Below are 22,468 nucleotides of genomic sequence, written 5' to 3'. Positions count from 1 at the left end.
CGCGCCGACCACCCGTGCCGGGGACCTCAGCCCAGGTCCCCGGCACGGACGCCGTCCTGGAACGGTGAGGGACTTCGTCACGTAGTGGGGCGGAGTCGCGCGGATGCGATCCGCCGCACCTCGACGAACCGCCCGTCCTGCCGAGTACCACCGGCAAGCGCGCCCAGGGCGTACGCCGTGTACTTGAACCCGTCCGTCGTGTGGAACTCCGCTCCCCAGTTGCCCAAAACCACCGCACTGACGCGCGACCACGCCAGTCGCTGCGTGCCCCAGGGGTTGACCATGACGATCACGTCTTCGTGGAGTTCGAGGCGCACGCGGAGCAGGACCCACCAGGCGAAGAGACCGAACCCCACGGCGACGGCGGTCGCGATCCCCGCGGAGCCGAAGTTCTGGGCGTTCGGGTGGATGAGAGCGCTGAGCCAGGTGATCACCGCGCCCAGCGCAGGGCCGCCAGCCAAAAGGTACCCGCCGACGCGACCGGACCGGCTGACTCGCCATATGCCGAGAGTGCCGTCCGGATCATGGTCCGCACAGTGCACGGTGCTCCATCGCGAGACCCGCCTCATCCTCTTCGCGGCCACTTCGCCGTCGAGCGGATCCGCCACCACAGCTTCCGCAGCGCAGGAGTTTCGGTGGAGTAGGTGACCGGGGTCCTCGACCGGTGGGCGGGACCGTGTCCCAGGGGCTTGCCCTCGGCCGGGTATTTCTCGGGCGGAATCCGCGTCATTGATCCTCCGCTCGCTCGACTGATCAGACGGCTCAGTGGGGTTTGGGCGGGTGCGGGTCCAGGCCAACGGTGAAGGACCACATGACATCCGGCTTCGCGGTGAACCGCAGTGAGCCCAGGGAGTGGCTCGAATCCATCTGGAACTCGTTCAACGCGGGCAGCACCGTGCCCTTCTCGCACGGAAGGGAGAAGGACATACCGACCGCCCGCACCTCCGCGTCGAGCCGACCGGGCCCCTGACAGTTGACCGCGATGACGAGGGCCTCACCGGCCCTGACTCGGCCCGGAATCGGATAAATGACACTGCCCTTGAGGTGCGACCCGCTGACCAGGACGGTGATGCCGTCCGAGGCAAGTTTCGGAACCTTGTTGACCGACGGCGCGTAAGGATCACGGGCTGTGCTGGGGGACGCGGCAGCGTGGGGTGCCTTCACGACGCCGGCGGGCTGAGTCACGGCGGAAGGGGCATGCCGGCCGGAACCGCAGCCCGTTGCCGCCAGTACGACGACGAGCGTGCAGCCGGTCAGCCGGGCGGCGTGCTTCACAGTGGGACTCACGTTCATCAGTCAGCCTTCGTACCCTTCCAGGTCGGCTACGACATCGACCGATCCGTTCGCGTTGTGGATGCGGATGTTGCCGTCGGCGTCAACGGGGACAACGGCGAGAACGGGACGGGTTTCGCCCGCGGAGAGGCTGTCGTTGAATGACCTGCGTCCGCGTGGGCCGTGCCCGTGTCGACACCCCCGAGCAGTACGGAGAGAACGGCGGCGGATGTCGCGAGCAGGCGCCTGCGGCTCATGGACGTGTATCCCCCCCGGGCCGTGGGACGACGGACGTCGGCGCGCAGCCACTGAAATCCAGTCACCTGTCTGCTGGAGTTGGCGGAACGATAAGCCAGTGATCGACTCCATGGGCGTCCCGGTATGGACTTTTGAGTGAGCCATTACCGTGGGACGGGTCCGTGTCGTCCTGGTCAGCCGCCCCCGCAGTACGCCAGGATGCTCTGGTGAACGATCACATAGCACCCCCCGCCCCCCTCCCCGCTCCCGCCCTGCACCCCATGGGCGGAGCCACTCGGTTCGCTGTCGGAGCGCTCGGTTTCGCCGGGGCCGCATGGACCGTGCGGGCCCTGTGGGAGATACGGCTGGCCCTGGCCGGGGAGCCCGCCTCCGGGCCGCCGGATCAGGGGGACGGAGCGCATCGGACGCTGACCGGGCTGGAGAACCAGTACCACCTGGTCGTCTCGGTCTGCGGGGTCGCCGTGTTCGTCTGCGCGGTGGCGTTCCTGGGATGGCTGGGGCGCGCGCGGGACAACGCCCGTGAGCTGTCCGGGAAGCAGCCCCGCTACTCGGGGCTGTGGGTCTTCCTCGGCTGGGTCGTCCCGGTCGTCAATCTCTGGTTCCCGCGCGGCATCGTCGCGGAGGTCCACCGCGACAGCGCGCCCGGCGAGCGGCTGCCGTGGTCCGTGAACGTGTGGTGGGCCTGCTGGCTGATCGGGTTCTTCAGTGGCGTCGGTCTGATGTCCGCCGACTCCACGGACAAGATGATCGGCCGCGCCTACACGAACGTCGGGACGCTCCTGGTGTCCGACGCCGCCATCGTGGGCGCGGCCGTCGCCGGCATCTTCGTCGTCCGCGCCCTCAGCCGGAACTTCAGCTCACGCAGATCAGGTTGAGCACGCACAGGCCCGACGGGGACGTCGAGGCCGTGCCGGTGTTCGTGCTCGAGCTCGTGCCGGAGGACTGGGACGACGTTCCGGACGTGCCGGTGTCACCGGCCGACGTGGACGACGTTGAGGACGAAGACGACGAAGACGACGAAGAGGTCGTCGACTGGCCCGACTTCGTGCCCGTACCACCCGTGCCGGTCGTCGTCGTGGCACCGCCGGCCGTGGTCGTCGTTGATGACGTGTCAGCCGTCTGCCGCTGCGTGCCCGTCGATGACGTGTGCGACGTGGAGGCGCTGTACGGCGCGGAGTGCGCCGAGTCGGTGTGCGCCGCGGTCGGCGTGGTGCGGCGGTGCTTGCCGCCGGTCGTGGCGGGCCGGGAGGAGTCGGCGCGTGAGGTGTGGAGCGCGGTCGGGGAGGCGGGAGTGTCCGTCGGCTCCACCGCGGGCTTCTCCTCCGTGCCCATGCTCGTGAGGTCGGGGCCCGCCGAGGCCTGACTGTGGTCGCCGGAGCCGCGGTCCATCGACGCGACCGTCAGGCCGCCGCCGACGAGCGCGACGGCGGTCGCCACCACCGCGCGGCGCTGGTTCTTCTTCCAGCGCGCCCGCTGACGGCGGCGTGCCGCCCGGCCCGCCGGGGCGGACGGCACGTCCTCCATGTCCTCGGGTTCGGCGAGCTCGGCGGACGGCCCAGGGTCCGGTTCCGGCCGGCTCGCCGGTGTGGCGAGGGCCGGGGTCACCCGGCCGGCCCCGGTCACCGGCGCGATGTCGGGCGCATAGGCACCGCAACCGGGGCACACCAGAGCGCCGTTGAGGTGCCGGCGGCACGAGGAGCAGTAGTCCATCCGCTGTTTACCTGACCATTCGCACGAGGGATCGAACGGCCAGCAACGCTAACGAGGGATTCGAAAGAGTCTATGGAGTCCTTGTGGGGCTCCTGCACGGATTCGGCGCTGAAGTTCCAGACGGTGCCGGAAGTGCACCCGTACCGACCCCTCAGCCCCGGGTGAACCGCTCGAACGCGTGGCTGAAGTACCACGTGTCCTGCGCGATCCCGGAGCAGGAGTTGGCGCCCGCCGTGCCCACGCAGCCGCCGTTGTCCCGCTGGAGCGCCCAGAAGGAGAGGGTGTTGATGCCCTGCGCCGCGGCCCAGCGCTCCACCTTCACCGCGTCCTGCGTGGTGAACGTCTCCTCGGGGCCGAAGTCGTCGATGCCGGGCATCTCCGTGACACCGATGCGGTGCCACAGCCGGGCCGGGTCCGACTTCGGGTACAGCGCGGTGAGCTGGGTGTGCAGGCCGGTCGCGGCCGTCAGGGTGTCGGCGGCCATGTCGTGCGTGGCGCCGTCCCAGTAGTCGAACGTCATGATGTTCACGACGTCCACACGGGCGTGGTTGTCGACGGCGTTCTGCAGCAACGCGACCCCGCTGGGCGCGAGTCCGGTGTTCGTCGTGGGGAGCGTGTACGAGAACTGCACCTGCCGTCCCGTGTGCGCCGCCCAGCGCTGCACCTGCGCGATCGCCTTGTTGCGGCGGTCGATCCCGGCCGCGTTGGTGATCGAGTCGGCCTCGACGTCGAGGTCGATGCGGGTGATGCCGTACGTCGTCACCAGGCTCTCGTAGACCTTGGCGATGGAGTCGACGTCCGTGCAGCTGTCCGCGAGTTCGGTGTTCGTGGTGTCGGCGCCGTAGCCGCCGAACGAGGGGATGACGTTGCCGCCGCGCGCCTGGATGGCCGCGATGTCCGCGCCGAAGGTGGACTTGGAGATGGGCTGGGTGGTGTCGCCGTTCCAGTAGGCGGTGCAGGAACCGGGCTTGTCCGTCTGGAGGAAGGCCATGGTCAGGTACTTGTTGCCGGAGGCGGCGGCCAGCGCGGCCGGGCTGTCGCCGGTCCAGGCCTCGAAGTAGGGAGCCGCCACCTGGGCGGGCAGGGGCCGGACGGGATGGGCGGGCGCCTGCTCAGCGGCGAGCGCGCCACCTCCTCCGAGGGCGACGAGACCGGCCGCAAGGCCGGTCACCGAGATACAGGACAGCAGCGCACGCAGCGCGCGGGGTGGTCTCATGGCGACCCATAGTTGGACTAGACCATTCCACTGTCAAGGTTCTTTACAGTTGCCTGACCAACCGTTCCACCGCGGCGCTGCCATAAGCGGGCGGGGAGATTCCGTGGGTATTCGCGAAAAGACATCCAGATGTCTTGACCTCACCTTCACAGCGCCGTTGGCTTCTCAGTCACCGTGGCCCGCTCCCCTCCCGCCCGGAAGGCACCTCGCACGTGAACGCTCGAACTCCCCGTAGAACCAGCGCACTTCGCCCCGCCCTCCCCCTCGCCGCCGCCGGTGCGCTGCTGCTCAGCGGCTGCGGTGTCGTCGACGGCGTCACCGGCAGCGGCGACTCCTCCACCCCGCCCCGGCGCGAGGACATCAAGGTGGGCCTGCTGCTGCCCGACAAGGACACGGCCCGTTTCGAACGGTTCGACTACCCCCTCATCAAGTCCCGGGTCGCCTCCCTCACCGGCGGCAAGGGCAAGGTCGTGTACGCCAACGCCGAGGCCAGCGCCTCCCGGCAGAACAAGCAGTTCGCGCAGCTCGTCGCCGACAAGGTGGACGTGATCCTGGTCGACGCGGTGGACGCCAGGGCGATCGCGCCGGGCGTCCGGAAGGCCAAGGACGCCGGGATACCCGTCATCGCGTACGACCGGCTCGCGCAGGGCCCGATCGACGCCTACGTCAGCCACGACAACGAGCTGGTGGGCGAGGTGCAGGGGCGGGCGATCGTCGACGCGCTCGGGGACAAGGCCGCCACCAGCAAGATCGTCATGATGAACGGCTCGCCGGCCGACCCCAACACGGCGCTGTTCAAGGAGGGCGCGCTGAGCGAGCTCAAGGACCGGGTCGTCATCGCCAAGTCGTACGACACCAGGGAGTGGCTGCCCGAGGTCGCCAAGGCCAACATGGCGAAGGCGATCGCGTCGGTCGGCCTGAAGAACATCGCGGCCGTCTACTCGGCCAACGACGGTATGGCGGGCGCCGTCATCGACGAACTGGAGCGGGCGGGCGCCACCAAGCTGCCGCCGGTGACCGGGCAGGACGCCAACCTGGACGCGGTGCAGCGGATCGTCGCCGGCGAGCAGACCATGACGGTCTACAAGTCCTTCCTGCTGGAGGCGCAGGGCGCCGCGGAGATGGCGGTCTACAAGGTGCAGGGGCGGGACATCGCCTTCGACGCGATGACGCAGGACACGATCGACAGCCCGACGCGGAAGGGCATCCCGGCGATGCTGGTGCCGGTGGTCGCCCTCACCAAGAGCAACATCAAGGACACGGTGATCAAGGACGGCGTCTACACCGTCAAGGACATCTGCACGGCGAAGTACGCGGCGGACTGCGCGGCCATCGGCCTGAAGTAGCGCCGCTTGTACCACTGTTCACAGACCCCTGGCCAGCGATACGGCTGCGGCTTTCAGGTTGTGTTCAGGCTCGGGCGTCCCCCGGGCAACACCATCTCCAGAAGCGCCAAAACAATGGCAAAGGGGTCTGTGGCAGTCGTGCGGCGCCGTGCCATCGTGCCCGCCATGAGCACAGATCGCCTCGCCCCCGGCCGGCACCCCGGCCCCGTACGCCACGCCCTGAGCAAGGTCCCGGAAGTGACCGTCTACTTCTGGGTGATCAAGGTGCTGACCACCGGGATGGGCGAGACGGCCTCGGACTGGCTCGCCCATCTCCTCGGCCCCGTCCCGGCGGTCGCGCTCGGCGCGGTGGCGCTCGCGGCGGCCCTGGCCGTGCAGTTCGCGGTGCGCCGGTACGTGGCCTGGATCTACTGGACGGCGATCGTCATGGTGAGCGTCTTCGGCACCATGGCCGCGGACGTCCTGCACGTCGGCCTGGGCGTGCCCTACCTGCTCTCCACGCCCTTCTTCATGGTCGCCCTCGCCACCGTCTTCGCGCTCTGGTACGGCAGCGAGCGCACCCTGTCCATCCACAGCATCCACACCCGCCGCCGTGAGGTCTTCTACTGGGCCGCGGTGCTCGCCACCTTCGCCCTCGGCACCGCGGCCGGCGACCTCTCCGCCACGCTCGGCCTCGGCTACCTGGGCTCCGCCGTCCTGTACGCCGCCGCGATCGCCGTCCCCGCGCTCGCCCACCGCGGCGGCAGGCTGAACGCGGTGACCGCCTTCTGGTCGGCATACGTCCTCACCCGTCCCCTCGGCGCCTCGGTGGCCGACTGGATGGCGGTCGGCCACGGCCGGGGCGGCCTGGCCTGGGGCCTGGGCCCGGTGACCCTCGCGTGGACGGCGGCGATCCTGGTCCTGGTGGCCTATCTCGCCGTGTCCCGGAAGGACGTGCAGACCGACGAGGCCCAGAGCGTTCGGAGTTAGTGCGCTCGGAGACGGCCGGCCCCGGGGCTCAGCGGTCCTTGCGCGCCACCCCGCCGTAGATGCCGATCGGCGAGGCGTCCGGCGCCGGGGGCTCGTCGGGACGCCACTGCGGGACGGGGACCAGGCCCGGTTCGAGGAGCGTGAAGTCGCCGAAGAAGCGCGCGACTTCGGCGTGCGAGCGGAGGTTCATGCTCGCGGTCGCCCGCTGGTAGACGGCCGCGGCATCCGCGCGCCGGTCCGCGTGGACGTCACCGGTCGCGTGCGACAGGACGAGATACGAGCCGACGGGCAGCGCGTCGCGCAGGGTGCGGACGACGCCGTACGGGTCGTCGGACTCGGCGAGGAAGTGGACGACGGCCACCAGCAGCAGTGCCACCGGCTCGTCGAGGTCGATCACCTCGCGGACGCCGGGGTGGTCGAGGACGGCGCGGGGGTCGCGCAGGTCGGCCAGGACGACGGAGGTGGCGGTGTCCGTGCCGTCCAGCAGGGCGGCGGAGTGGGCGCTGACGAGGGGGTCGTTGTCGACGTACGCGATCCGGGTGTCCGGTGCGAGGGCGCGGGCGGTGCGGTGCACGTTCGGCTCGGTCGGCAGGCCCGTGCCGACGTCGAGGATCTGCCGGATCCCGCCCTCCCCGACGACGTGCCGGACGGCACGGTGCAGGAAGCGTCGGTTGGCCCGCACGCCCTCCCGGACCTCCGGTGCCACCCTGACGAACTCCTCGGCGGCGGCCCGGTCGACCTCGAAGTTGTCGGTGCCGCCGAGGAAGTAGTCGTACATCCGCGCAGGATGCGGCCTGCTCGTGTCGATCGCGACCGGCCGTCCGTCGCCGCCGCTCTGGGAAGAGTCCATGGACGGCATCGTGGCACGGCCAAATCCCTTGCGGAGCACATGAGTTCATGTCAGGCGGCGCAGGTCCTCCAGATACCGCAGGACCGCGGCCACCCGGCGGTCCACCCGGTCCGTGGGGGCCAGGTCGAGCTTGGCGAAGATGCTGCGGATGTGCTTGTGGACCGCGCCGTCGGTGACCACGAGGCGTTCGGCGATGGCGCCGTTGCCCAGGCCCTCGGCCATCAGGGCGAGGACCTCACGCTCGCGCGGGCTGAGCCGCTCGAGGCGGCTGTCCTGGCGGGAACGCGTGAACAACTGCGCGACCACCTCGGGGTCGATGGCGGTGCCACCGCCCGCCACCCGGTGCAGCGCGTCCAGGAACTCCTCGACACGGCCCACCCGTTCCTTGAGCAGATAGCCGAGCCCGCCCACGCCCTCGCTCAGCAGCTCGGTGGCGAAGCTCTGCTCGACGTACGCCGACAGCACCAGGACGGCCAGGTCGGGCCGGCGGCGCCGGGCCCGCACGGCCGCGACGATGCCCTCGTCGGTGTGGGTCGGCGGCATCCGCACGTCGAGGATGGCGACGTCCGGCTTGTGCTCGTCGATCGCGGCGAGAGCCTCGTCGGCCGTGCCCGCGGTGGCCACCACGTCCAGGCCCTCGGCGCGCAGCAGCAGGGCGAGCCCCTCGCGCAGCAGGGGGTCGTCCTCGGCCATCACGATCCGCATGGAAGCTCCACTTTCAGGGTGGTCGGGCCGCCCGGCGGGCTGGCCAGGGACAGGGTGCCGTCGTGGGCCGCGACCCGGCGGCGGATGCCGGTCAGCCCGGAGCCGCCGTGCTCGTCGGCGCCGCCCCGGCCGTCGTCCTCGACGCACAGGACCAGACGGCCACCATGACTGCGCGCCGTGACGGTGGCGTGCGCGGCGCCGCTGTGCTTGGCGATGTTGGTCAGTGCCTCGGCGACGACGAAGTAGGCGGTGGCCTCGACGGAGGCGGCGCACCGCGCGGGTACGTCGACGACGATCCGGCACGGCACCGCGCAGTTGGCCGCCAGACCGGAGAGCGCGCCTTCGAGCCCGCGGTCGGCAAGGACCGGCGGCAGGATGCTCCGGGAGACGGTGCGCAGCTCGGCGAGGGCCTGTTCGGCGGCGGACTGGGCGCGTTCGAGGAGTTCGTCGGCGCCGGCGGGGTCACGGGCGACCATACGGCGGGCCGCGCCGAGCAGGACCGTGACGGAGACGAGGCGGTTCTGGGCGCCGTCGTGCAACGACCGCTCGATACGGCGCAGTTCGGTGGCATGGGCGTCGAGGGCGGCGGCCCGGGTGGCGGTGAGCTCGGCGACCCGCAGCGAGAGGTCGGTCTCCGGTCCGGCCGCCAGCAGCGCGCGTCCCGGGCGGCCCTGCAGCCGGGCCATGCCGGGGCCGAGCCCGAGGAGGATCAGGATCCAGCCGACGCCGAGCAGGGCCACCGCGAGGGCGTCCGGCCAGGAGTGCGCGGTGCCGATCCCGATGGAGGTGGCGGTCGCGTCCTTCGGCGCGAGCTTCCAGTACAGGGGGAAGGCGCTGTCGCGCACGGCGGAGATCGGGAGCAGGACCCCGAGCAGCCCCAACAGCAGGCCCAGGGTGGCGTGTTGGGCCAGCCAGCGCAGTTCGCGTCGGGTGGTGGCGTCGACCAGGGCGGCGCGCAGCCGGGTGGGCGGCGGGTCGGGTGCCGGGACCTCGGGACCCCAGCGGCCCAGCCGCCGCCGCTCCCGCTCCGCCAGGGCGTGCAGTGCCCGTAGCGGCGCGGGCGCCATGAGCAGCCCCACGCCGGCCGCGCTGGTCAGCGCGGTGACGGCCAGCCACAGCAGCACGAACAGGGCCAGGAAGGCGGTGCCGAGCCCGGAGGCGAGCTGCGCGATCGCGGCACCGGCGGAGCCCAGGGCCCGTACGACGGTGTCCGTGAGCCCGGTGTGCGCGGTCTCCGTCCGGACGGGCATGCGCGCCCTCCCTTCGTCGCGAAAAACCTTATGCCGTACGCCCGTTCGCCGTCGTCCGTGGGGCCGGGAAGTACAGCCTGCTGTACCTCGAACCGGGCGGGCTGCGGGATCGGCCCGAGGGGTGCCCGGTCCCTAGCGTCGAGGACGACAGCCGACCTTGGGAGGAACACCGTGCCGAACACCGACCCCTACCGTCTGAGCAGCGCCGACACCACACCATCCACCACCACCGTGAGCCGCGGCGAGGTGGCCCGCGCGCTGTTGTGGATCCTGGTGGTGATCAGCGCCGTCGCCAACATGGCCGCCTCCTACGGCGACGCGAACACCTGGATCCATCTGGCGTGCGGCGCGGTCACCGTGCTGTGCGGCGGCACCCTCGTCGTGCGCAACCTGCGGGGCCGTCGGTGAACCCGGCGATCGCCCTGGACCGGGTCAGCAAGGAGTACCCGGGGGGCGTACGGGCGCTCGACGAGGTGTCGCTGACGGTGGAACGCGGCACATTCCTCGCGGTGATGGGGCCCTCGGGCTCCGGCAAGAGCACCTTGATGCACTGCGCCGCCGGCCTTGACTCGCCGACCTCGGGCAGTGTCCGCATCGACGGGCGGGAGATCGCGGACCTGAACGAGACCCGCCGTACCGAACTGCGCCGGGAGCGCGTCGGGTTCGTGTTCCAGGCGTACAACCTGATCCCCTCGCTCAGCATCGAGGACAACATCACCCTGCCGCTGCGGCTCGCGGGGCGGACCCCGGACCACGACTGGCTGCGGACTCTGGTGGAGCGCGTGGGCCTCGCCGACCGGCTCACCCACCGCCCGGCCGAACTCTCCGGCGGGCAGCAGCAACGGGCCGCCGTGGTCCGGGCGTTGGTGACCCGTCCGGCCGTCGTGTTCGCGGACGAACCGACCGGCGCGCTCGACCTGCGCAGCGCCCACGAGGTCCTCGACCTGCTGCGGGACCTCGTCCAGGACCTGCACCAGACCGTCGTCATGGTCACCCACGACCCGGCCGCCGCGGCCCGCGCCCACCGCGTCCTGGTGATGGCCGACGGCAGCGTGGTCGACGCCCTCGACAAACCGACCGCCCCCGAACTGGCCGACCGCCTGGTCATGTTGGGCGAGGCCTGAGCCATGTGCCGCGCCCCCGCAGCCCGCCTTCCCGCCCGGACACCCACCACCCACCCCGAGCCCCGGACGCCCGTCACCGGTCTCGCACGGACACCCACCACCCACCCCGCCACTCCGAAGGAGAACTGAGCCATGCTTCGTCTCGCCACGCAGATGGTCCGGCATCGGCTCAGCGCGCTGATCGCCGTGGCCTGTGCGGTGCTCGGCGGTGCCGCGTTGATCACCGCCACCGGGGTTCTCGCCGAGTCCGGGCTGCGGTCCCACCTGCCCGCCGGTCGTCTCGCGGGCGCGGACGTCGTGGTCGCGGCCGACCAGGAGTACCACCCGCCCGGTGACCTGCCGATCGCCCTCCCCGAACGCCGTACCGTCCCCTCCCGGCTGGTCGGCGAGCTCGCTCATCTCCCGGGTGTCACCGCCTCCGTCGGCGACCTCGGTTTCCCCGCCGCTCTCCTCGACGCCCACGGCCGCCCCGTACCGGCCGCCGATCCGCGGTCGGCGGGGCACGGCTGGTCCTCGACGCGGCTGCTGACCGGTGCCCGGATCGACGGCAGGGCGCCCGCCGGGGCCACCGAGGTCGCCGTCGACAGCGCCACGGCCAACGCGGCCGGCGTACGGCCCGGCGACCGCGTCCGGATCGTCGCCGCCGGACGCGGGGCCGCCGCCTACCGCGTCTCGGCGCTCGTCGACGCCCCGGGCGCCGGCGTCTACTTCGCCGACCCGACGGCCGTACGGCTCTCCGGCCGTGGCGACCGGGTCGACCTGGTCGGCCTGCGCACCGCGCCCGGCGCCGGGGAACGGGTCGCGGCGGAGGTCCGTACGAAACTGAAGGGCACCGGCCTCGTCACCGCGACCGGAGCCGGGCGCGGCGACCTGGTCTCGCCCGGCGAGGGCGCGTCCCGTTCGCTGCTGATCCTGCTGGCCGGTTCGCTCGCCGGGGTCATCCTGCTGATCACCGGGTTCGTGACCGCGAGCGCGCTCGCCGTGTCGATCGCCGGTCAGCGCCGGGATCTCGCGCTGATGCGGGCCGTCGGTGCCACGCCGAAGCAGATCCGCCGGCTGGCCGCCGCCCAGTCGACGGTGGTCGCGGCCGTGGCCATCGCTCCCGGTGCGGGTCTCGGCTATCTGCTCGCGGGGCAGTTCCGCCGGCTCCTCGCCGACCGAGGGGTCATCCCCTCGGAACTTCCGCTCACCGACAGCCCGTTGCCCGCCCTGGCCACCGTCCTGCTGATGGCACTGGCCGTTCAGCTCTCCGCCCGGGGCTCGGCGTGGCGCACCTCGCGGATGCCGGCGACCGAGGCGGTCGCGGAGTCGCGCAGCGAACCCCGCACCCCGTCGCGGACCCGGACCCGTATCGGCCTGCTGATCGTGGTCGCCGCGACCACCATGTCGGTCGTCCCCCTGTTCTCCCGCACCGTCATCGCCGCGACCGCCACCTCCATCGCGGGCATCCTCGGCGCGATCGGACTGGCGCTGTCCGGCCCCGCGCTCGTCCGGGCCATCGGTGCCGCGGCGGCCCGGCGCACCCGCACCGGGGCCTCCGCGCCGACCTGGCTGGCGATGGCCAACGTGCGGGCCTACGCGCTGCGCAACGCGGGGATCGTCAGCACGCTGGCGATGGCGGTCGTGTTCGTGCTGACGTACACCCTCACCCAGACCACCGTGCTGGCCGCCACCGCCGACGACACCCGCACCGGCACCACCGCCCAACTGCGGCTGACCGCCCCGGCGTTGGGAGGGCTGCCGGAGGGCACACTCGCCGCTGTGCGCGGGACGCCCGGTGTGCGGGCGGCGGCGCCGGTCGGGTCGACGACCGTGGTGTGGCCGTACAGGATGCTCGGCGACACGGAGACCGACTCCGGCTCGGCGATGATCCTGACCCCGGACACGGCGCACGTCCTCGACCTGGACGTGCAGGAGGGCGGCCTGGACCGGCTCACCGGGGACACCGTCGCCGTCAGCAGCGACGTCGTCCGCTCGCGGGACGCCGGGCTGGGGAAGCGGGTACGGCTGGTGCTCGGCGACGGCACCCCGGTCGAGGCGACGGTGGTCGCCGTCTACGGCCGCGGGCTGGGCTTCGGAACCGTGGTGCTGTCCCGGGACCTGGCCGCCGGGCACACCACGACGCGGCTCGACCAGAGCCTGCTGGTCCGGACCGACGGAACGGCGGCCGCGCGGCAGGCCCTGACCGCCCTCGCCGCTGCCCGGCCGGGGCTGGCGCTCGCGGAGACGACTCCCGCGTCGGGCCTGAGGAACGCCCCGCCGGAGGTGTGGATCAACCTGGCGACCATCGTGGTCCTGCTGGTCTACCTGCTGCTCAGCATCGCCAACAAACTGGTCGCCGCGACCGCCCAGCGCCGGGTCGAGCTCGGCGCCCTGCGCCTCAACGGCACGACCCCGCGCCAGATCCGCACGATGATGCGCCGTGAGGCGGCGGTGACGGCGGCGACGGCACTCGTCACGGCGCTGCTGCTGTCGGCCGTACCGCTCGCCCTGCTCGGCCAGGGTTTCCTCGGCCGCCCCTGGCCGTCCGGACCGGTCTGGCTGCTGCCCGCGCTCGCCGTCACGGTCACCGCCACGGCGTTCCTCACCACGGAACTCCCCACCCGCCAGGCCCTGCGCACCCCGCCGGCCGACGCCATCCGGGCCCAGTGACCCCGGGACCCGGGGGCGGCTCAGCCGTGGTTCCTCCGGGGCAGCGCACGGACCGCGAGTGCCGTGCACAGGGCGGCCATGGGCAGTTCGGCGCCCAGGGCCATCGCGACGGCCGTGGTGAGTTCGGGGCCAGGCGCCGAGGTCGTCACGTCGAACCAGGCGTCGACGACCAGCAGCGCGGCCGTCGCCGTGGCCGGGAGGCAGAAGCGGGGGTCCCGGCGCAGCAGCAGCCGGCCGGTGGCGGCCAGACCGAGCGCCTCCAGGGCGTCGAGCCCCACCCAGGCGGCGGACCAGTGCCGGACCTGGGCCGTGTCCGGCAGGGTCTTCGCCAGGACGACGAGCCAGGGCACCATCGCGACGCCGCAGCCGACGAACGCCAGACCCAGATGCCGGGACCGGAGCCCGATCAGTCCGCGGCGCGGTGCGGGCGGTGGAGGGGACGCCATGGGCGGGCGGTCCTGCACCGCCCGCCGGGCTCCCGAGTCGTCCGTGTGCGCTGTGTGCATGGCGTCCTCACCCCGTTCGTGTTCGCCAAGTGCCGCCGTCCGACGGCCTGTTCACCAGCCTGGGCGTCGGGGCGGCGGCTGTCGGTAACGGCCGGGTCCGGGTTCGGGGTGGTGCCTGCTTCACCGTGGATCCTGCAGACAGGTGCATGGTCCGGGCCCCGCCCCGGGTTCTACGGTCGGTGCATGACGCTCCCCTCCGTACTGGGGCCGCCCGCCCGCCTCCTGCGCCGCCGGATCGGGACGGCCCGGCGGGACACCGCCTTCCTCGCCTCGGGTGTGCTGCCGCATCTCGCCGCCGTACCGGGGTGGCTGTGGCTCGGGGCCAAGCCGCTGGTGAAAACGGTGCACCGGCCCTGGGACATCCTTCCCGGCCTGTACGTCGTCCTCCTCCTGCTTCTGCTGCTCGCGCCGCCGCTGACGGCGGTCCAGCGGTGGAGACATCGGGAACTGCTCGGTGCGGACATCCCCCGTTCCCTGCCGGCCGAGGGGTCGCGGTCTCAGCGGGCGCTCCGTCTGCTCGGCTCCGCCCAGACCTGGCGGCGGGTCGCCTACCACACCCTCCTGGGGCCGTTCCTCGCCGCCGCGGAGGTGCTGGTCCTGGCCGTGTGGGGTGCGGGCGCGCTGGGCGCCACCGTCTATGGGTGGATGTGGGCGGTGCCGACCCACACCGGCATCGCCGACCTGTACACGGTCCAGGCGGCGTACGTCACCGCCGCCGGTCTGCTGCTGCTCGCCGCCGCACCCTGGTGCGCCGGGACGGTGAGCCGGGCGGAGAGCCGCGCGGCACGGGCGCTGCTCGGACCGAGCCGCGCCCAGCGGCTGGAGCGGCGGGTCACGGACCTGTCGGTGAGCCGGGCCGACCTGGCGGACGCGGCCGACGCCGAGCGGCGCCGCATCGAACGCGATCTGCACGACGGCACCCAGCAGCGGCTGGTCTCCCTCGCGGTCAACCTCGGGCTCGCCCGGGCGACGCTCAAGGACCTGCCCGAGGACGCCCGCTGGGTCATCGACGAGGCGCACCGCGAGGCCAAGGAGGCCATCAGCGAACTCAACGACCTGGTACGGGGGTTACACCCCGCGGTGCTCGACGACCGCGGTCTCGACGCGGCGCTGTCCGGACTCGCCGCGCGGGTACCGTTGCCGGTGCGCCTGCACGTGGACCTGGACGGGCGGCCGGCGCCCGCCGTGGAGTCGGTGGCGTACTTCGTCGTCTCCGAGGCGCTGGCCAATGTCACCAAGCACGCCCGCGCCGGCCGGGTGGAGGTGACGGTACGGCGGACCGGGAGGGCGGTGCGGGTGGAGGTCACCGACGACGGGGTGGGCGGCGCCGACGCGGCCGCCGGCACCGGACTGACCGGGCTGGCCGGACGCGTCCGGGCCGTCGACGGCACCTTCCGCATCGACAGCCCTGTCGGGGGCCCGACCACACTGGTCGCGGAGCTGCCGTGCGGGCGGTGATCGCCGAGGACTCCGTGCTGCTGCGGGTGGGCCTGGTCAGGGTGCTGCAGGCGGCGGGCTTCGAGGTGGGCGCCGAAGTGGGCGACGCGGAGGCCCTGTTGGCGGCGGTCGAGGAGCAGCGGCCCGACCTGGCGCTGATCGACGTCCGTATGCCGCCCGGGTTCAGCGACGAGGGCGTGCGCGCGGCGCTGTCGATCCGCCGCCGGTGGCCGGGGACCGCCGTCGTCCTGCTCTCCCAGTACGTCGAGGAGCGCTACGCCGCCGACCTGCTCACCGCCGACACCAGCGGCGTCGGCTATCTCCTCAAGCAACGCGTCGCCGACGTCGAGGAGTTCGCGGCGACGGTACGGCGGGTGGCGGCCGGCGGTACGGCCCTGGACCCGCAGGTCGTCGCCCAGTTGCTGCTGCGCCGGGACAGCGACCCGCTGGAGCGGCTGACTCCGCGCGAGCGGGAGGTGCTCGCGCTGATGGCGGAGGGCCGGTCCAACGCCGCCATCGCCGAGGACCTGGTCGTCACCGACAGCGCGGTCGCCAAGCACATCAACAACATCTTCGCCAAGCTCGACCTGCCCCCGGCGGACGGCCACCACCGACGCGTCCTCGCGGTCCTGCGGTTCCTGGGCGCGACCCGGGACTGAGGGCGTGCCCGACCGGCAGCCGAACGACGCCTCGAACGGCCTCGGGGTCAGTGCGCCGATCGGTCTGCCAGGTCGTCCAGTTCGGCGGCGAACAGACGTGCCGGGTCGAAGCCCATGCCGGTGAAATGGCCGGCGAGTTCCAGGGACAGCACGCCGTGCAGCCGGGTCCAGAAGGCCAGGGCGCGGTGCAGGACCGCGGGCGGTGCCGGATGGCCGGCCGCCCAGGCGCGATGGCCTTCGAGGTGTTCGTCGAACGGTGACGCGGGGCCGGCCGGGGGCAGCTCGGCGCAGGCGTCCAGCAGCACGGCCGTGATCTCGACCGCGATCGCGGTGATGTCCTCGGGCGCGTGGTAGCCGGGGGCGGGCGTGCCGTAGATGAGGAAGTACCGCTGGGGATCCTCCAGCGCCCAGCCGCGCAGGGCGTGCGCCAGCGCGGTCACGTCGGCGCCGGACTCCGCGGTCGCGCGGAAGGTGTCCGCCAGGCTCCGGTACGCGTCCCGGACGAGCTCGGTGATCAGCTCGTCCCGCCCGCCGAAATACCGGTACAGGGCCGGTCCGCTCATGCCCATCCGCTTGGCGATCGCGTTGAGGGACAGCGCCGAGGCGCCCGCCGTGGCGATCTGCTCCCACGCGTGTTCCTTGATCTCCGTGCGCACCTGGGCGCGGTAGCGCTCGCGGGGGCTCTTCGCTTCCGAACTCACCATAGTTAGAGGGTATCACTGAAGTTATTGACACTTCCGCTCGCGATGCGTTACAACTTCTAACGAACGCGAAAACAAGTAACCAACCGAAGCGGTGGAGGTCGTCATGCGTACCGAGGAACTCGTCGAGGTCGTCCTGCCGGGCAAGGTCGAGCCCGAGGGGCTGCGGATCCGGCACGGAGCCGTCCCCACCCCGGGCCCCGGTCAGGTCCTGATCCGCATGGAGGCGACCGGCGTCTCCTTCGCCGAGCAGCAGATGCGCCGGGGCCGCTACTACGATCAGCCGCCCTTCCCCTTCGTCCCGGGGTACGACCTCGTCGGCACCGTCCAGAGCACCGGCGAGGGCGTCGAGCCGGGCCTGGCCGGCACCCGGGTGGCCGCGCTGCTCAAGGTCGGCGGCTGGGCCAGCCACGTCCTGGTCGACGCGGCGGACGTCGTGCCGGTGCCCGAGGGGATCGAAGCGGCCCAGGCGGAGACCCTCGTCGTCAACGGCATCACCGCCTGGCAGATGCTGCACCGCAAGGCCCGCGTCCGCGCCGGGCACACGATCGTGGTGTACGGCGCCAACGGCGGCGTCGGCTCGGTCCTGGTCCAGCTCGCCCTGGCCGCGGGCGCGCGCGTGATCGGCACGGCGTCCGTACGGCACCACGACGCCCTGCGCGAGCGGGGGGTCGTGCCCGTCGACTACCGCGCGGCCGACGTCGCCGCCCGCATCCGCGAGCTCGCCCCGGGCGGGGTGGACGCCGTCTTCGACCACGTCGGCGGGCGCGGCATCGTCGACTCGTGGCGGCTGCTGGCCCCCGGCGGCACCCTCGTGTCGTACGGCAGCGCCTCCACCCGGGACGCCGAGGGCTCGAAGCAGCTGCCCGTGCTGAAGCTGCTGGGCCGGGTGTGGCTGTGGAACGCGCTGCCCAACCGCCGCCGTGCTTACTTCTACAACGTCTGGGCCGGCCGCGCCCTGGCGAAGAACCGCTTCCGCTCCCGCCTGCGCGCCGACCTCACCCAGGTCTTCGCGTCTCTCCGGCGCGGCGACCTCACCCCCCAGATCGCCGCCGAACTCCCCCTCGCCGAAGCCTCCGAGGCCCTGCGCCTGGCCGAGTCCGGCACGGTCGCCGGAAAGGTCGTCCTGCATCCGTGAGCAGTGTCCAGCCCTCACTTCGCCGGAACGCGGGACGGCCCGGGTCCGATGACCCGGGCCGTCCTTGTGCGGTGCAGCGCGTCAGCCGTGGCGGCTCGCCTTCGCGAGGGCCGGGACGAAGCGCAGGGCGTCCACCGTGCCGACGCCGGTGGCGAGGTCGTAGCCGTTGACCGCCTTGTAGCCGGTCACACCCTGGTAGCTGTTGTCCGTGCCGTCGTTGACGTCGACAACGCCATTGCGCCCCGCGTGGTGGGCGTAGAGGCCGTACAGGGCCTGCTGGATGTTGCCCACCCGGTGGCCGGCCACCTGGTCGGCGAGGGCGACGATGCCCGCGAAGAGCGGGGTGGCCTCGCTGGTGCCGCCGGTGACGTCCCAGCCGACGGCGGTCGGGTCGTAGCTGGAGTAGATCCAGGCGCCGCCGTTGACCGCGGCGGCCATCGAGACGTCCGGGGTGCCGCGGCGGGCCCCGACGACCTTCTTCACACCGTTCTGGAAGGCCGGGCGGGTGAACACGTGGGACTTGCCGCCACCGCCGGAGCCGTAGTCGTTGTAGACGCTGTCCGGCTTGACGCGCTCGCCCTTGTCGTCCAGGTGCAGCTGCGTACCGCCGATCGAGGTGACCAACGGGTCCGAGGACGGCCAGGAGTTGACCCGCTTGTTGTAGTACGTCGTGCCGTCCAGCTGGAGGTCGGTCGCGCCGCCGTCTCCGGAGGCGGCCAGCACCGTCACATGCTTCTTGTCGGCGTCCTTGAAGGCGTACCGCAGCTTCTTGATGCTGGAGAAGTCGCCCTTGTCGAAGCCGGGGAAGGTGTTCTCGGTGGCACCGAAGCTCTGGCTGATGACATCGCCGACGCCGTGGTCGATCAGGTGCTTCTCGGCGTCCATCATCTCCGGCAGACCGGTGGTGCCCTCGGTCTCGGAGACCGCCGTCTCCACCAGGATGATCTTGGCCGCGGGCGCCACCGCGTGCGCCATCTCGACGTCGAGGGTGCTCTCGCCGGCCCAGCCGGTCATGTCCTCGTTCTTGGGGTCGAAGACGGGGACGTTGCCCCACTTCACCACCTGCACCTTGGTGCTGGGCAGCCCGAACTGCTTGCTGTAGACGTCGAGATCGTGCTGCACGGTCGGCGAACCGTAGGAGTCGACGATGACGATGGTGCGTCCCTTGCCCGTGACGCCCTTCTTGTACAGCGCGTTCAGGTCGTACGCGGTGCGGTACTGCAGCGGGTTGTAGCAGTTGATGTGCCACTTGGCCTGGCACTGCTCACTGCTGAGCGGGCTGCTCACACCGTGGACCAGGGTGTGCCCGGCGACGGCCGGTACCGCCAGGGTGTGCGGTACGGCGGCGGGAGCGGCGGTCCCCAGCGCGGTGACCGCGAGGGCGGCGGCCGACGTGGCGGCCGCGAGGCCCAGCCCGGTACGGGCTATGTGCATGGATCCCCCTGGATTCGGAGTCTCACGAAGTGATCGCGATGTGATCGCGAGAGGTCTCCGCGCATCCCATCCAATGGGTCATGCACATATCAAGGCCATTGAACGGACGATTCCGAACCCTTTACCCGCGACGGACCGCCGGGTGGCGGTCCCTTGACCCGAAGTCAGCCTCCCTCCCGCTTGATCCACTCACTGCCGCCCAGCGGATAGTCGTAGCCCGGCCGGTTGGCATCCGCACTGGTACGGAACGGTGTGCCCGAGTTGTCGATGTGGACCGTGCCGCGGCGGCTGCCGCTGGACCAGTCCAGGGTGAGGTCCCAGCGGACGTCGTACGCCGTGGTGTGGGCGACGACGTAGAAGACCTCCGGGTCGGACTCGCTGACCTTGTACGGGAAGTCGCGCTGGCCGCCCTTGACGGTGACCGTGGGGCTGCCGCCGTCGAGGGCGATGTCGAAGGACTTGGTGTCCACGCCACCGCCGCAGCCGACGCCCATCGAGTAGTCGTTCCAGGCGAGCGGCGCGCCCTTGCTCAGGACGCGGACGTGCAACGCCTCCAGGACGACCGTCTCCGCGCCGGTGCCCTGGACGGTGAGCGCGATCTCCTGCTCGCCCGAGGAGACCGCCCCATATGCGGCGGCCCAGCGCGGCGCGTCCTGCTCACTGGCCGGCGGGCCGACCTGCGCGGGTTCGCTGTCGACCAGGAAGTGCTGGCTGCACGGACTGTCGTAGACGTAGGGCCGGGTGCCGACGGTGAGCGGTACGGCCCCACCGGTGGCGTTGGCGGAGGGCTTCTCGGTGCTCTGCCCGCCGCCGCCCTTCGAGGTGCCGACCCCCGAACTCGCCGACCTGGAAGGGGAGACGGAGGTCGATGCGCTCGCTCTGCTCGGGGACGGGGTCGCGGAGGACTTCCCGGCGTCCGCCGTGCCGTCGGCCCGCTCCGTCACCCCGGTCGGCCGCCGGGCGGCCGTGTCGTCCCCGCTGAACGGCTGCACGGCGAGCACCACGGCTCCCACCACGGCGGCCGCGGCGACGGAGGCGATCAGCGCGGTGCGGCGGCCACGCCCTGGCCGACGCGGCGGCGCGGATCCGCCGGGGACGTCCACGACGACCGGCTCGTCGTCGTCGACATCGCCCTGCCCGTGCGGGCCGGCGGAGGAGGGGAGTGACGTGACGGGCGGCGCGCCCGAACTGTCCTCAGCGGCAGCGCTGTTGGAGGCCGCTGCCGGATCGGAACCGGTCACCGCTCTCTGATCCGAGTCCGTCGGCGCGCCCTGATCCGTGTCCGCCACCGCCTCGGCCGCCGTCCCCGCCTCGGCCCTGCGGCCCCGCGCCGCGTCCGCCAGGATCCAGCGCCGGTGCAGCTCCACCAGCTCCTGCGGAGTCGCCCGGCAGACCCTGGCGAGGCGTTCCACCGGCGCGTACTCGACCGGCACCGCGGTGCCGTTGCAGTAGCGGTGCAGCGTCGACGTACTCATGTGGAGCCGCTTGGCGAGCACCCCGTAGCTCAGCCCCGAGCGGTCCTTCAACTCCCGTAGCAGCCGCGCGAACTCCTCGGTCCGCTCGGCCTCCGTTGCTCCCGACACCCGTTCCCCTCAACCCCCGCGTTCCAGTCGCGCGTTCCAGGGCCCGTGTGTTCGCCCTGGTCAGCGCCTGTTCCAGCGTTCCGGCGTCCCCAACTGCCCGCAGGGCGTGGCGGTTGGGACGGATCGCCGCACAAGCTTCGGTCATCCAATCACCACCGCCACCCGAACACCGAAGGGCTCAGACGCATGTTCAAGCTCCGCACCTCCCGCACCCGCCTCGCCGGCGTCGCCGCGACCGCCGTTCTCGCCGCGCTCTCCCTGACCGCGTGCGGTGACGGGACGGGCGCCAAGAACGAGGGCGCCGCGAGGAGCACCTCCACGAACTCCTCGTCGAACGTGGTTCCGGCCGGCTCCGTCGCTTCCCCCCACCCCGGCGGTTCGGCGAGCGCGACGGCCTCGACGGTTTCCCAGAGCACCTCCGGCTCGACCGGTTCCGGTTCGACCACCGCCCGTTCGAAGCGGACCGTGCGCACCCCCGCCCCGAAGGTCCCCGCCCCGTCCACCAAGCCGGTCACCTGCGAGGGGTCCAACACCCGTACGGTCGCGGCCCCGTTGACCCGGCCGGTGAACCACATGCTGCTCACCGTGACCAACACCGGCAACAGGACCTGCTACCTGTACGGCTACCCGGCCGTCCAGTTCACCGACGCCCAGTCCGTGCCCCCGGTCATCGAGGCGTCGAAGCCGCAGGCGGTCGTCACCCTCCAGCCCGGCGAGTCCGGTTACGCGTCGGTGAGCCTGTCCGCCACCGACGGCAGCGGCACCGACGGCCGCACGGTGAAGTCCCTCGCCGTCCACTTCTTCGGCCGCTCCATGTCCGGGAGCGTCGGCGCCGCCGCCCATCCGTCACTGCCCGCGAAGGGCGTCTACATCGACGACTCGCTCGAGGTCAGCTACTGGCAGCAGTCGATGGACGACGCCCTCGGCTGGTGACACCGGCCGGGCTCCCCGCACGGTAGGGGAAAAACAACAACCCAAACGTTTGGGCTCACTCCTTGACCCAAACGTTTGGGTTCGTCATCGTGGGCATTCGGAAGGGGGAGCCGATGAAGCAAAAGGTGGAGTCCGTGGTCCTCGGGTTCCTGGCCGGTGCCGTCGTCGCGGCCGGGCTGTGGGGTGCGGCACGCGGGCTCGCCGGACTGGCGTACGACCAACGCAACGACAGAATCGTCCTGTTGTGGCTCCTGGTGACCGCCGTGGTGTTTCTCACCGTCGTGCAGATGAGCGAACAGGGCTGGGTCGCGGCCCTGCTCGCCGTGGCGGTCTGCGCGATGCCGATGCTGCGTCTGCACGTGCTGCACCAGGAGGCGTTCCACGACCGTGGCCGGGTCGAACGGGCCGTCCTGACAGCCGAGTACGAGCAGGGCTCGATGGACGGCAGCAGTTACTCGTACGACCTGAAGGTGCCCGGCGCGACTGCCGACGGCGAACTGAACACCGGTGCGCAGCGGTTGAGGGTCGGCCACACGGTGACCGTCACCGTCGACCCCCTCGGCGAGGTCGCCCCCGCCCTGGGCCGCCGTACGGGCGCGCCGACGGTCACCCGCGCCCTGGAGACGGGTGCCGAGGTGACGGTGGTGCTGATGACCGTCGGGTTCGGGGCGTGGCGGGGGCTGCGGCGACCCGTGGTGGGAGAGCCGTAACGGCGTCGCTGTCGA

Annotated in this window: 22 protein-coding genes; 11 read left to right on the top strand and 11 right to left on the bottom strand. The window is 72.0% G+C overall.

The window, feature by feature from the left end; translation table 11 throughout:
- Positions 1-77: 77 nt before the first annotated feature.
- Both ABZZ74_RS34125 and ABZZ74_RS34120 read right to left on the bottom strand, forming a co-directional pair.
- Complete coding sequence (locus ABZZ74_RS34125) at positions 78-434, bottom strand: hypothetical protein (protein WP_356771635.1); 357 nt, start codon at positions 432-434, stop codon at positions 78-80.
- Positions 435-762: 328 nt separating this feature from the next.
- Positions 763-1,287: a hypothetical protein gene (locus ABZZ74_RS34120; RefSeq protein ID WP_356771633.1), complete on the bottom strand. Its 525-nt coding sequence runs from the start codon at positions 1,285-1,287 to the stop codon at positions 763-765.
- Positions 1,288-1,790: 503 nt separating this feature from the next.
- On the opposite strand from ABZZ74_RS34120, the gene ABZZ74_RS34115 reads away from it, so the two are divergent.
- A complete protein-coding gene (locus tag ABZZ74_RS34115) occupies positions 1,791-2,405 on the top strand; it encodes a DUF4328 domain-containing protein (protein ID WP_356771704.1) in 615 nt (204 codons plus the stop codon).
- Here ABZZ74_RS34115 and ABZZ74_RS34110 read toward each other — a convergent pair.
- Together ABZZ74_RS34110 and ABZZ74_RS34105 are read right to left on the bottom strand one after the other, a co-directional pair.
- Positions 2,383-3,240, bottom strand: a complete 858-nt coding sequence (locus tag ABZZ74_RS34110; protein WP_356771631.1) for a hypothetical protein — start codon at positions 3,238-3,240, stop codon at positions 2,383-2,385. The genes ABZZ74_RS34115 and ABZZ74_RS34110 overlap by 23 nt on opposite strands.
- Before the next feature lie 151 nt (positions 3,241-3,391).
- A complete protein-coding gene (locus ABZZ74_RS34105) occupies positions 3,392-4,456 on the bottom strand; it encodes a chitinase (RefSeq protein ID WP_356771629.1) in 1,065 nt (354 codons plus the stop codon).
- 212 nt (positions 4,457-4,668) lie between these two features.
- Here ABZZ74_RS34105 and ABZZ74_RS34100 point away from each other — a divergent pair, with 212 nt between their 5' ends.
- Positions 4,669-5,802 carry a substrate-binding domain-containing protein gene (locus ABZZ74_RS34100; RefSeq protein ID WP_356771627.1) on the top strand — a complete coding sequence of 378 codons (1,134 nt, stop codon included), beginning with the start codon at positions 4,669-4,671 and terminating at the stop codon, positions 5,800-5,802.
- Positions 5,803-5,967: 165 nt separating this feature from the next.
- Complete coding sequence (locus ABZZ74_RS34095) at positions 5,968-6,771, top strand: hypothetical protein (RefSeq protein WP_356771625.1); 804 nt, start codon at positions 5,968-5,970, stop codon at positions 6,769-6,771.
- Positions 6,772-6,799: 28 nt separating this feature from the next.
- Here the strand turns inward: ABZZ74_RS34095 and ABZZ74_RS34090 are convergent, their stop codons facing one another.
- The 3 genes from ABZZ74_RS34090 to ABZZ74_RS34080 are packed head-to-tail and all read right to left on the bottom strand — an operon-like array spanning position 6,800 to position 9,576.
- A complete protein-coding gene (locus ABZZ74_RS34090; RefSeq protein WP_356771623.1) occupies positions 6,800-7,621 on the bottom strand; it encodes an SAM-dependent methyltransferase in 822 nt (273 codons plus the stop codon).
- 45 nt (positions 7,622-7,666) lie between these two features.
- Positions 7,667-8,326, bottom strand: a complete 660-nt coding sequence (locus tag ABZZ74_RS34085) for a response regulator transcription factor (protein ID WP_356771621.1) — start codon at positions 8,324-8,326, stop codon at positions 7,667-7,669.
- Positions 8,314-9,576, bottom strand: coding sequence for a sensor domain-containing protein (locus ABZZ74_RS34080; protein WP_356771619.1), 1,263 nt, complete (start codon positions 9,574-9,576; stop codon positions 8,314-8,316). Before ABZZ74_RS34080 ends, ABZZ74_RS34085 begins: the two co-directional genes overlap by 13 nt.
- 171 nt (positions 9,577-9,747) lie before the next feature.
- Between ABZZ74_RS34080 and ABZZ74_RS34075 the strand changes: the two genes are divergently transcribed.
- From ABZZ74_RS34075 to ABZZ74_RS34065, 3 genes are all read left to right on the top strand, one after another.
- The gene (locus ABZZ74_RS34075; RefSeq protein WP_356771618.1) at positions 9,748-9,984 is read left to right on the top strand and encodes a hypothetical protein; all 237 of its coding nucleotides are present in this window, start codon (positions 9,748-9,750) and stop codon (positions 9,982-9,984) included.
- Positions 9,981-10,700: an ABC transporter ATP-binding protein gene (locus tag ABZZ74_RS34070; protein ID WP_356771616.1), complete on the top strand. Its 720-nt coding sequence runs from the start codon at positions 9,981-9,983 to the stop codon at positions 10,698-10,700. Before ABZZ74_RS34075 ends, ABZZ74_RS34070 begins: the two co-directional genes overlap by 4 nt.
- Positions 10,701-10,832: 132 nt before the next feature.
- Positions 10,833-13,352 (top strand): ABC transporter permease, encoded by a 2,520-nt coding sequence (locus ABZZ74_RS34065; protein WP_356771614.1) that lies wholly within the window; start codon positions 10,833-10,835, stop codon positions 13,350-13,352.
- 20 nt (positions 13,353-13,372) lie between these two features.
- Here ABZZ74_RS34065 and ABZZ74_RS34060 read toward each other — a convergent pair whose 3' ends face one another.
- Complete coding sequence (locus ABZZ74_RS34060; RefSeq protein WP_356771612.1) at positions 13,373-13,858, bottom strand: hypothetical protein; 486 nt, start codon at positions 13,856-13,858, stop codon at positions 13,373-13,375.
- Positions 13,859-14,041: 183 nt separating this feature from the next.
- Between ABZZ74_RS34060 and ABZZ74_RS34055 the strand changes: the two genes are divergently transcribed.
- Both ABZZ74_RS34055 and ABZZ74_RS34050 read left to right on the top strand, forming a co-directional pair.
- Entirely contained in the window at positions 14,042-15,316 is a 1,275-nt protein-coding gene (locus ABZZ74_RS34055; RefSeq protein WP_356771610.1) for a histidine kinase, read from the top strand.
- Positions 15,304-15,954: a response regulator transcription factor gene (locus tag ABZZ74_RS34050; RefSeq protein WP_356771608.1), complete on the top strand. Its 651-nt coding sequence runs from the start codon at positions 15,304-15,306 to the stop codon at positions 15,952-15,954. The genes ABZZ74_RS34055 and ABZZ74_RS34050 overlap by 13 nt, the downstream gene beginning before the upstream one ends.
- A 47-nt stretch (positions 15,955-16,001) precedes the next feature.
- On the opposite strand, the gene ABZZ74_RS34045 is transcribed toward ABZZ74_RS34050, so the two are convergent.
- Positions 16,002-16,658, bottom strand: a complete 657-nt coding sequence (locus ABZZ74_RS34045; RefSeq protein WP_356771606.1) for a TetR/AcrR family transcriptional regulator — start codon at positions 16,656-16,658, stop codon at positions 16,002-16,004.
- 103 nt (positions 16,659-16,761) lie between these two features.
- Here ABZZ74_RS34045 and ABZZ74_RS34040 point away from each other — a divergent pair, with 103 nt between their 5' ends.
- Positions 16,762-17,793, top strand: a complete 1,032-nt coding sequence (locus ABZZ74_RS34040; protein WP_356771604.1) for a medium chain dehydrogenase/reductase family protein — start codon at positions 16,762-16,764, stop codon at positions 17,791-17,793.
- 81 nt (positions 17,794-17,874) lie between these two features.
- On the opposite strand, the gene ABZZ74_RS34035 is transcribed toward ABZZ74_RS34040, so the two are convergent.
- Both ABZZ74_RS34035 and ABZZ74_RS34030 read right to left on the bottom strand, forming a co-directional pair.
- Positions 17,875-19,227 carry a S53 family peptidase gene (locus ABZZ74_RS34035; protein WP_356771602.1) on the bottom strand — a complete coding sequence of 451 codons (1,353 nt, stop codon included), beginning with the start codon at positions 19,225-19,227 and terminating at the stop codon, positions 17,875-17,877.
- 164 nt (positions 19,228-19,391) lie between these two features.
- Positions 19,392-20,810, bottom strand: coding sequence for a helix-turn-helix transcriptional regulator (locus ABZZ74_RS34030; RefSeq protein ID WP_356771600.1), 1,419 nt, complete (start codon positions 20,808-20,810; stop codon positions 19,392-19,394).
- 186 nt (positions 20,811-20,996) lie between these two features.
- Between ABZZ74_RS34030 and ABZZ74_RS34025 the strand changes: the two genes are divergently transcribed.
- Together ABZZ74_RS34025 and ABZZ74_RS34020 are read left to right on the top strand one after the other, a co-directional pair.
- Entirely contained in the window at positions 20,997-21,743 is a 747-nt protein-coding gene (locus ABZZ74_RS34025) for a DUF4232 domain-containing protein (protein WP_356771598.1), read from the top strand.
- 113 nt (positions 21,744-21,856) lie between these two features.
- Positions 21,857-22,453, top strand: a complete 597-nt coding sequence (locus ABZZ74_RS34020) for a hypothetical protein (RefSeq protein ID WP_356771596.1) — start codon at positions 21,857-21,859, stop codon at positions 22,451-22,453.
- Positions 22,454-22,468: the final 15 nt, after the last annotated feature.

Origin of the sequence: Streptomyces sp. NPDC006476 (assembly GCF_040612015.1) — a bacterium.
GTDB classification, from domain to species: domain Bacteria; phylum Actinomycetota; class Actinomycetes; order Streptomycetales; family Streptomycetaceae; genus Streptomyces; species Streptomyces griseorubiginosus_B.
Note: the sequence above shows the minus strand (reverse complement) of the source record. Positions and strands in the feature narration are given on the sequence as shown.

Bases quoted from the DNA above. Each gene is read 5' to 3' on its own strand.
- ABZZ74_RS34115 (WP_356771704.1), top strand. From the start codon at position 1,791: ATGGGCGGAGCCACTCGGTTCGCTGTCGGAGCGCTCGGTTTCGCCGGG.
- ABZZ74_RS34110 (WP_356771631.1), bottom strand. From the start codon at position 3,240: ATGGACTACTGCTCCTCGTGCCGCCGGCACCTCAACGGCGCTCTGGTG.
- ABZZ74_RS34105 (WP_356771629.1), bottom strand. From the start codon at position 4,456: ATGAGACCACCCCGCGCGCTGCGTGCGCTGCTGTCCTGTATCTCGGTG.
- ABZZ74_RS34095 (WP_356771625.1), top strand. From the start codon at position 5,968: ATGAGCACAGATCGCCTCGCCCCCGGCCGGCACCCCGGCCCCGTACGC.
- ABZZ74_RS34090 (WP_356771623.1), bottom strand. From the start codon at position 7,621: ATGGACTCTTCCCAGAGCGGCGGCGACGGACGGCCGGTCGCGATCGAC.
- ABZZ74_RS34085 (WP_356771621.1), bottom strand. From the start codon at position 8,326: ATGCGGATCGTGATGGCCGAGGACGACCCCCTGCTGCGCGAGGGGCTC.
- ABZZ74_RS34080 (WP_356771619.1), bottom strand. From the start codon at position 9,576: ATGCCCGTCCGGACGGAGACCGCGCACACCGGGCTCACGGACACCGTC.
- ABZZ74_RS34065 (WP_356771614.1), top strand. From the start codon at position 10,833: ATGCTTCGTCTCGCCACGCAGATGGTCCGGCATCGGCTCAGCGCGCTG.
- ABZZ74_RS34060 (WP_356771612.1), bottom strand. From the start codon at position 13,858: ATGCACACAGCGCACACGGACGACTCGGGAGCCCGGCGGGCGGTGCAG.
- ABZZ74_RS34055 (WP_356771610.1), top strand. From the start codon at position 14,042: ATGACGCTCCCCTCCGTACTGGGGCCGCCCGCCCGCCTCCTGCGCCGC.
- ABZZ74_RS34045 (WP_356771606.1), bottom strand. From the start codon at position 16,658: ATGGTGAGTTCGGAAGCGAAGAGCCCCCGCGAGCGCTACCGCGCCCAG.
- ABZZ74_RS34040 (WP_356771604.1), top strand. From the start codon at position 16,762: ATGCGTACCGAGGAACTCGTCGAGGTCGTCCTGCCGGGCAAGGTCGAG.
- ABZZ74_RS34035 (WP_356771602.1), bottom strand. From the start codon at position 19,227: ATGCACATAGCCCGTACCGGGCTGGGCCTCGCGGCCGCCACGTCGGCC.
- ABZZ74_RS34025 (WP_356771598.1), top strand. From the start codon at position 20,997: ATGTTCAAGCTCCGCACCTCCCGCACCCGCCTCGCCGGCGTCGCCGCG.
- ABZZ74_RS34020 (WP_356771596.1), top strand. From the start codon at position 21,857: ATGAAGCAAAAGGTGGAGTCCGTGGTCCTCGGGTTCCTGGCCGGTGCC.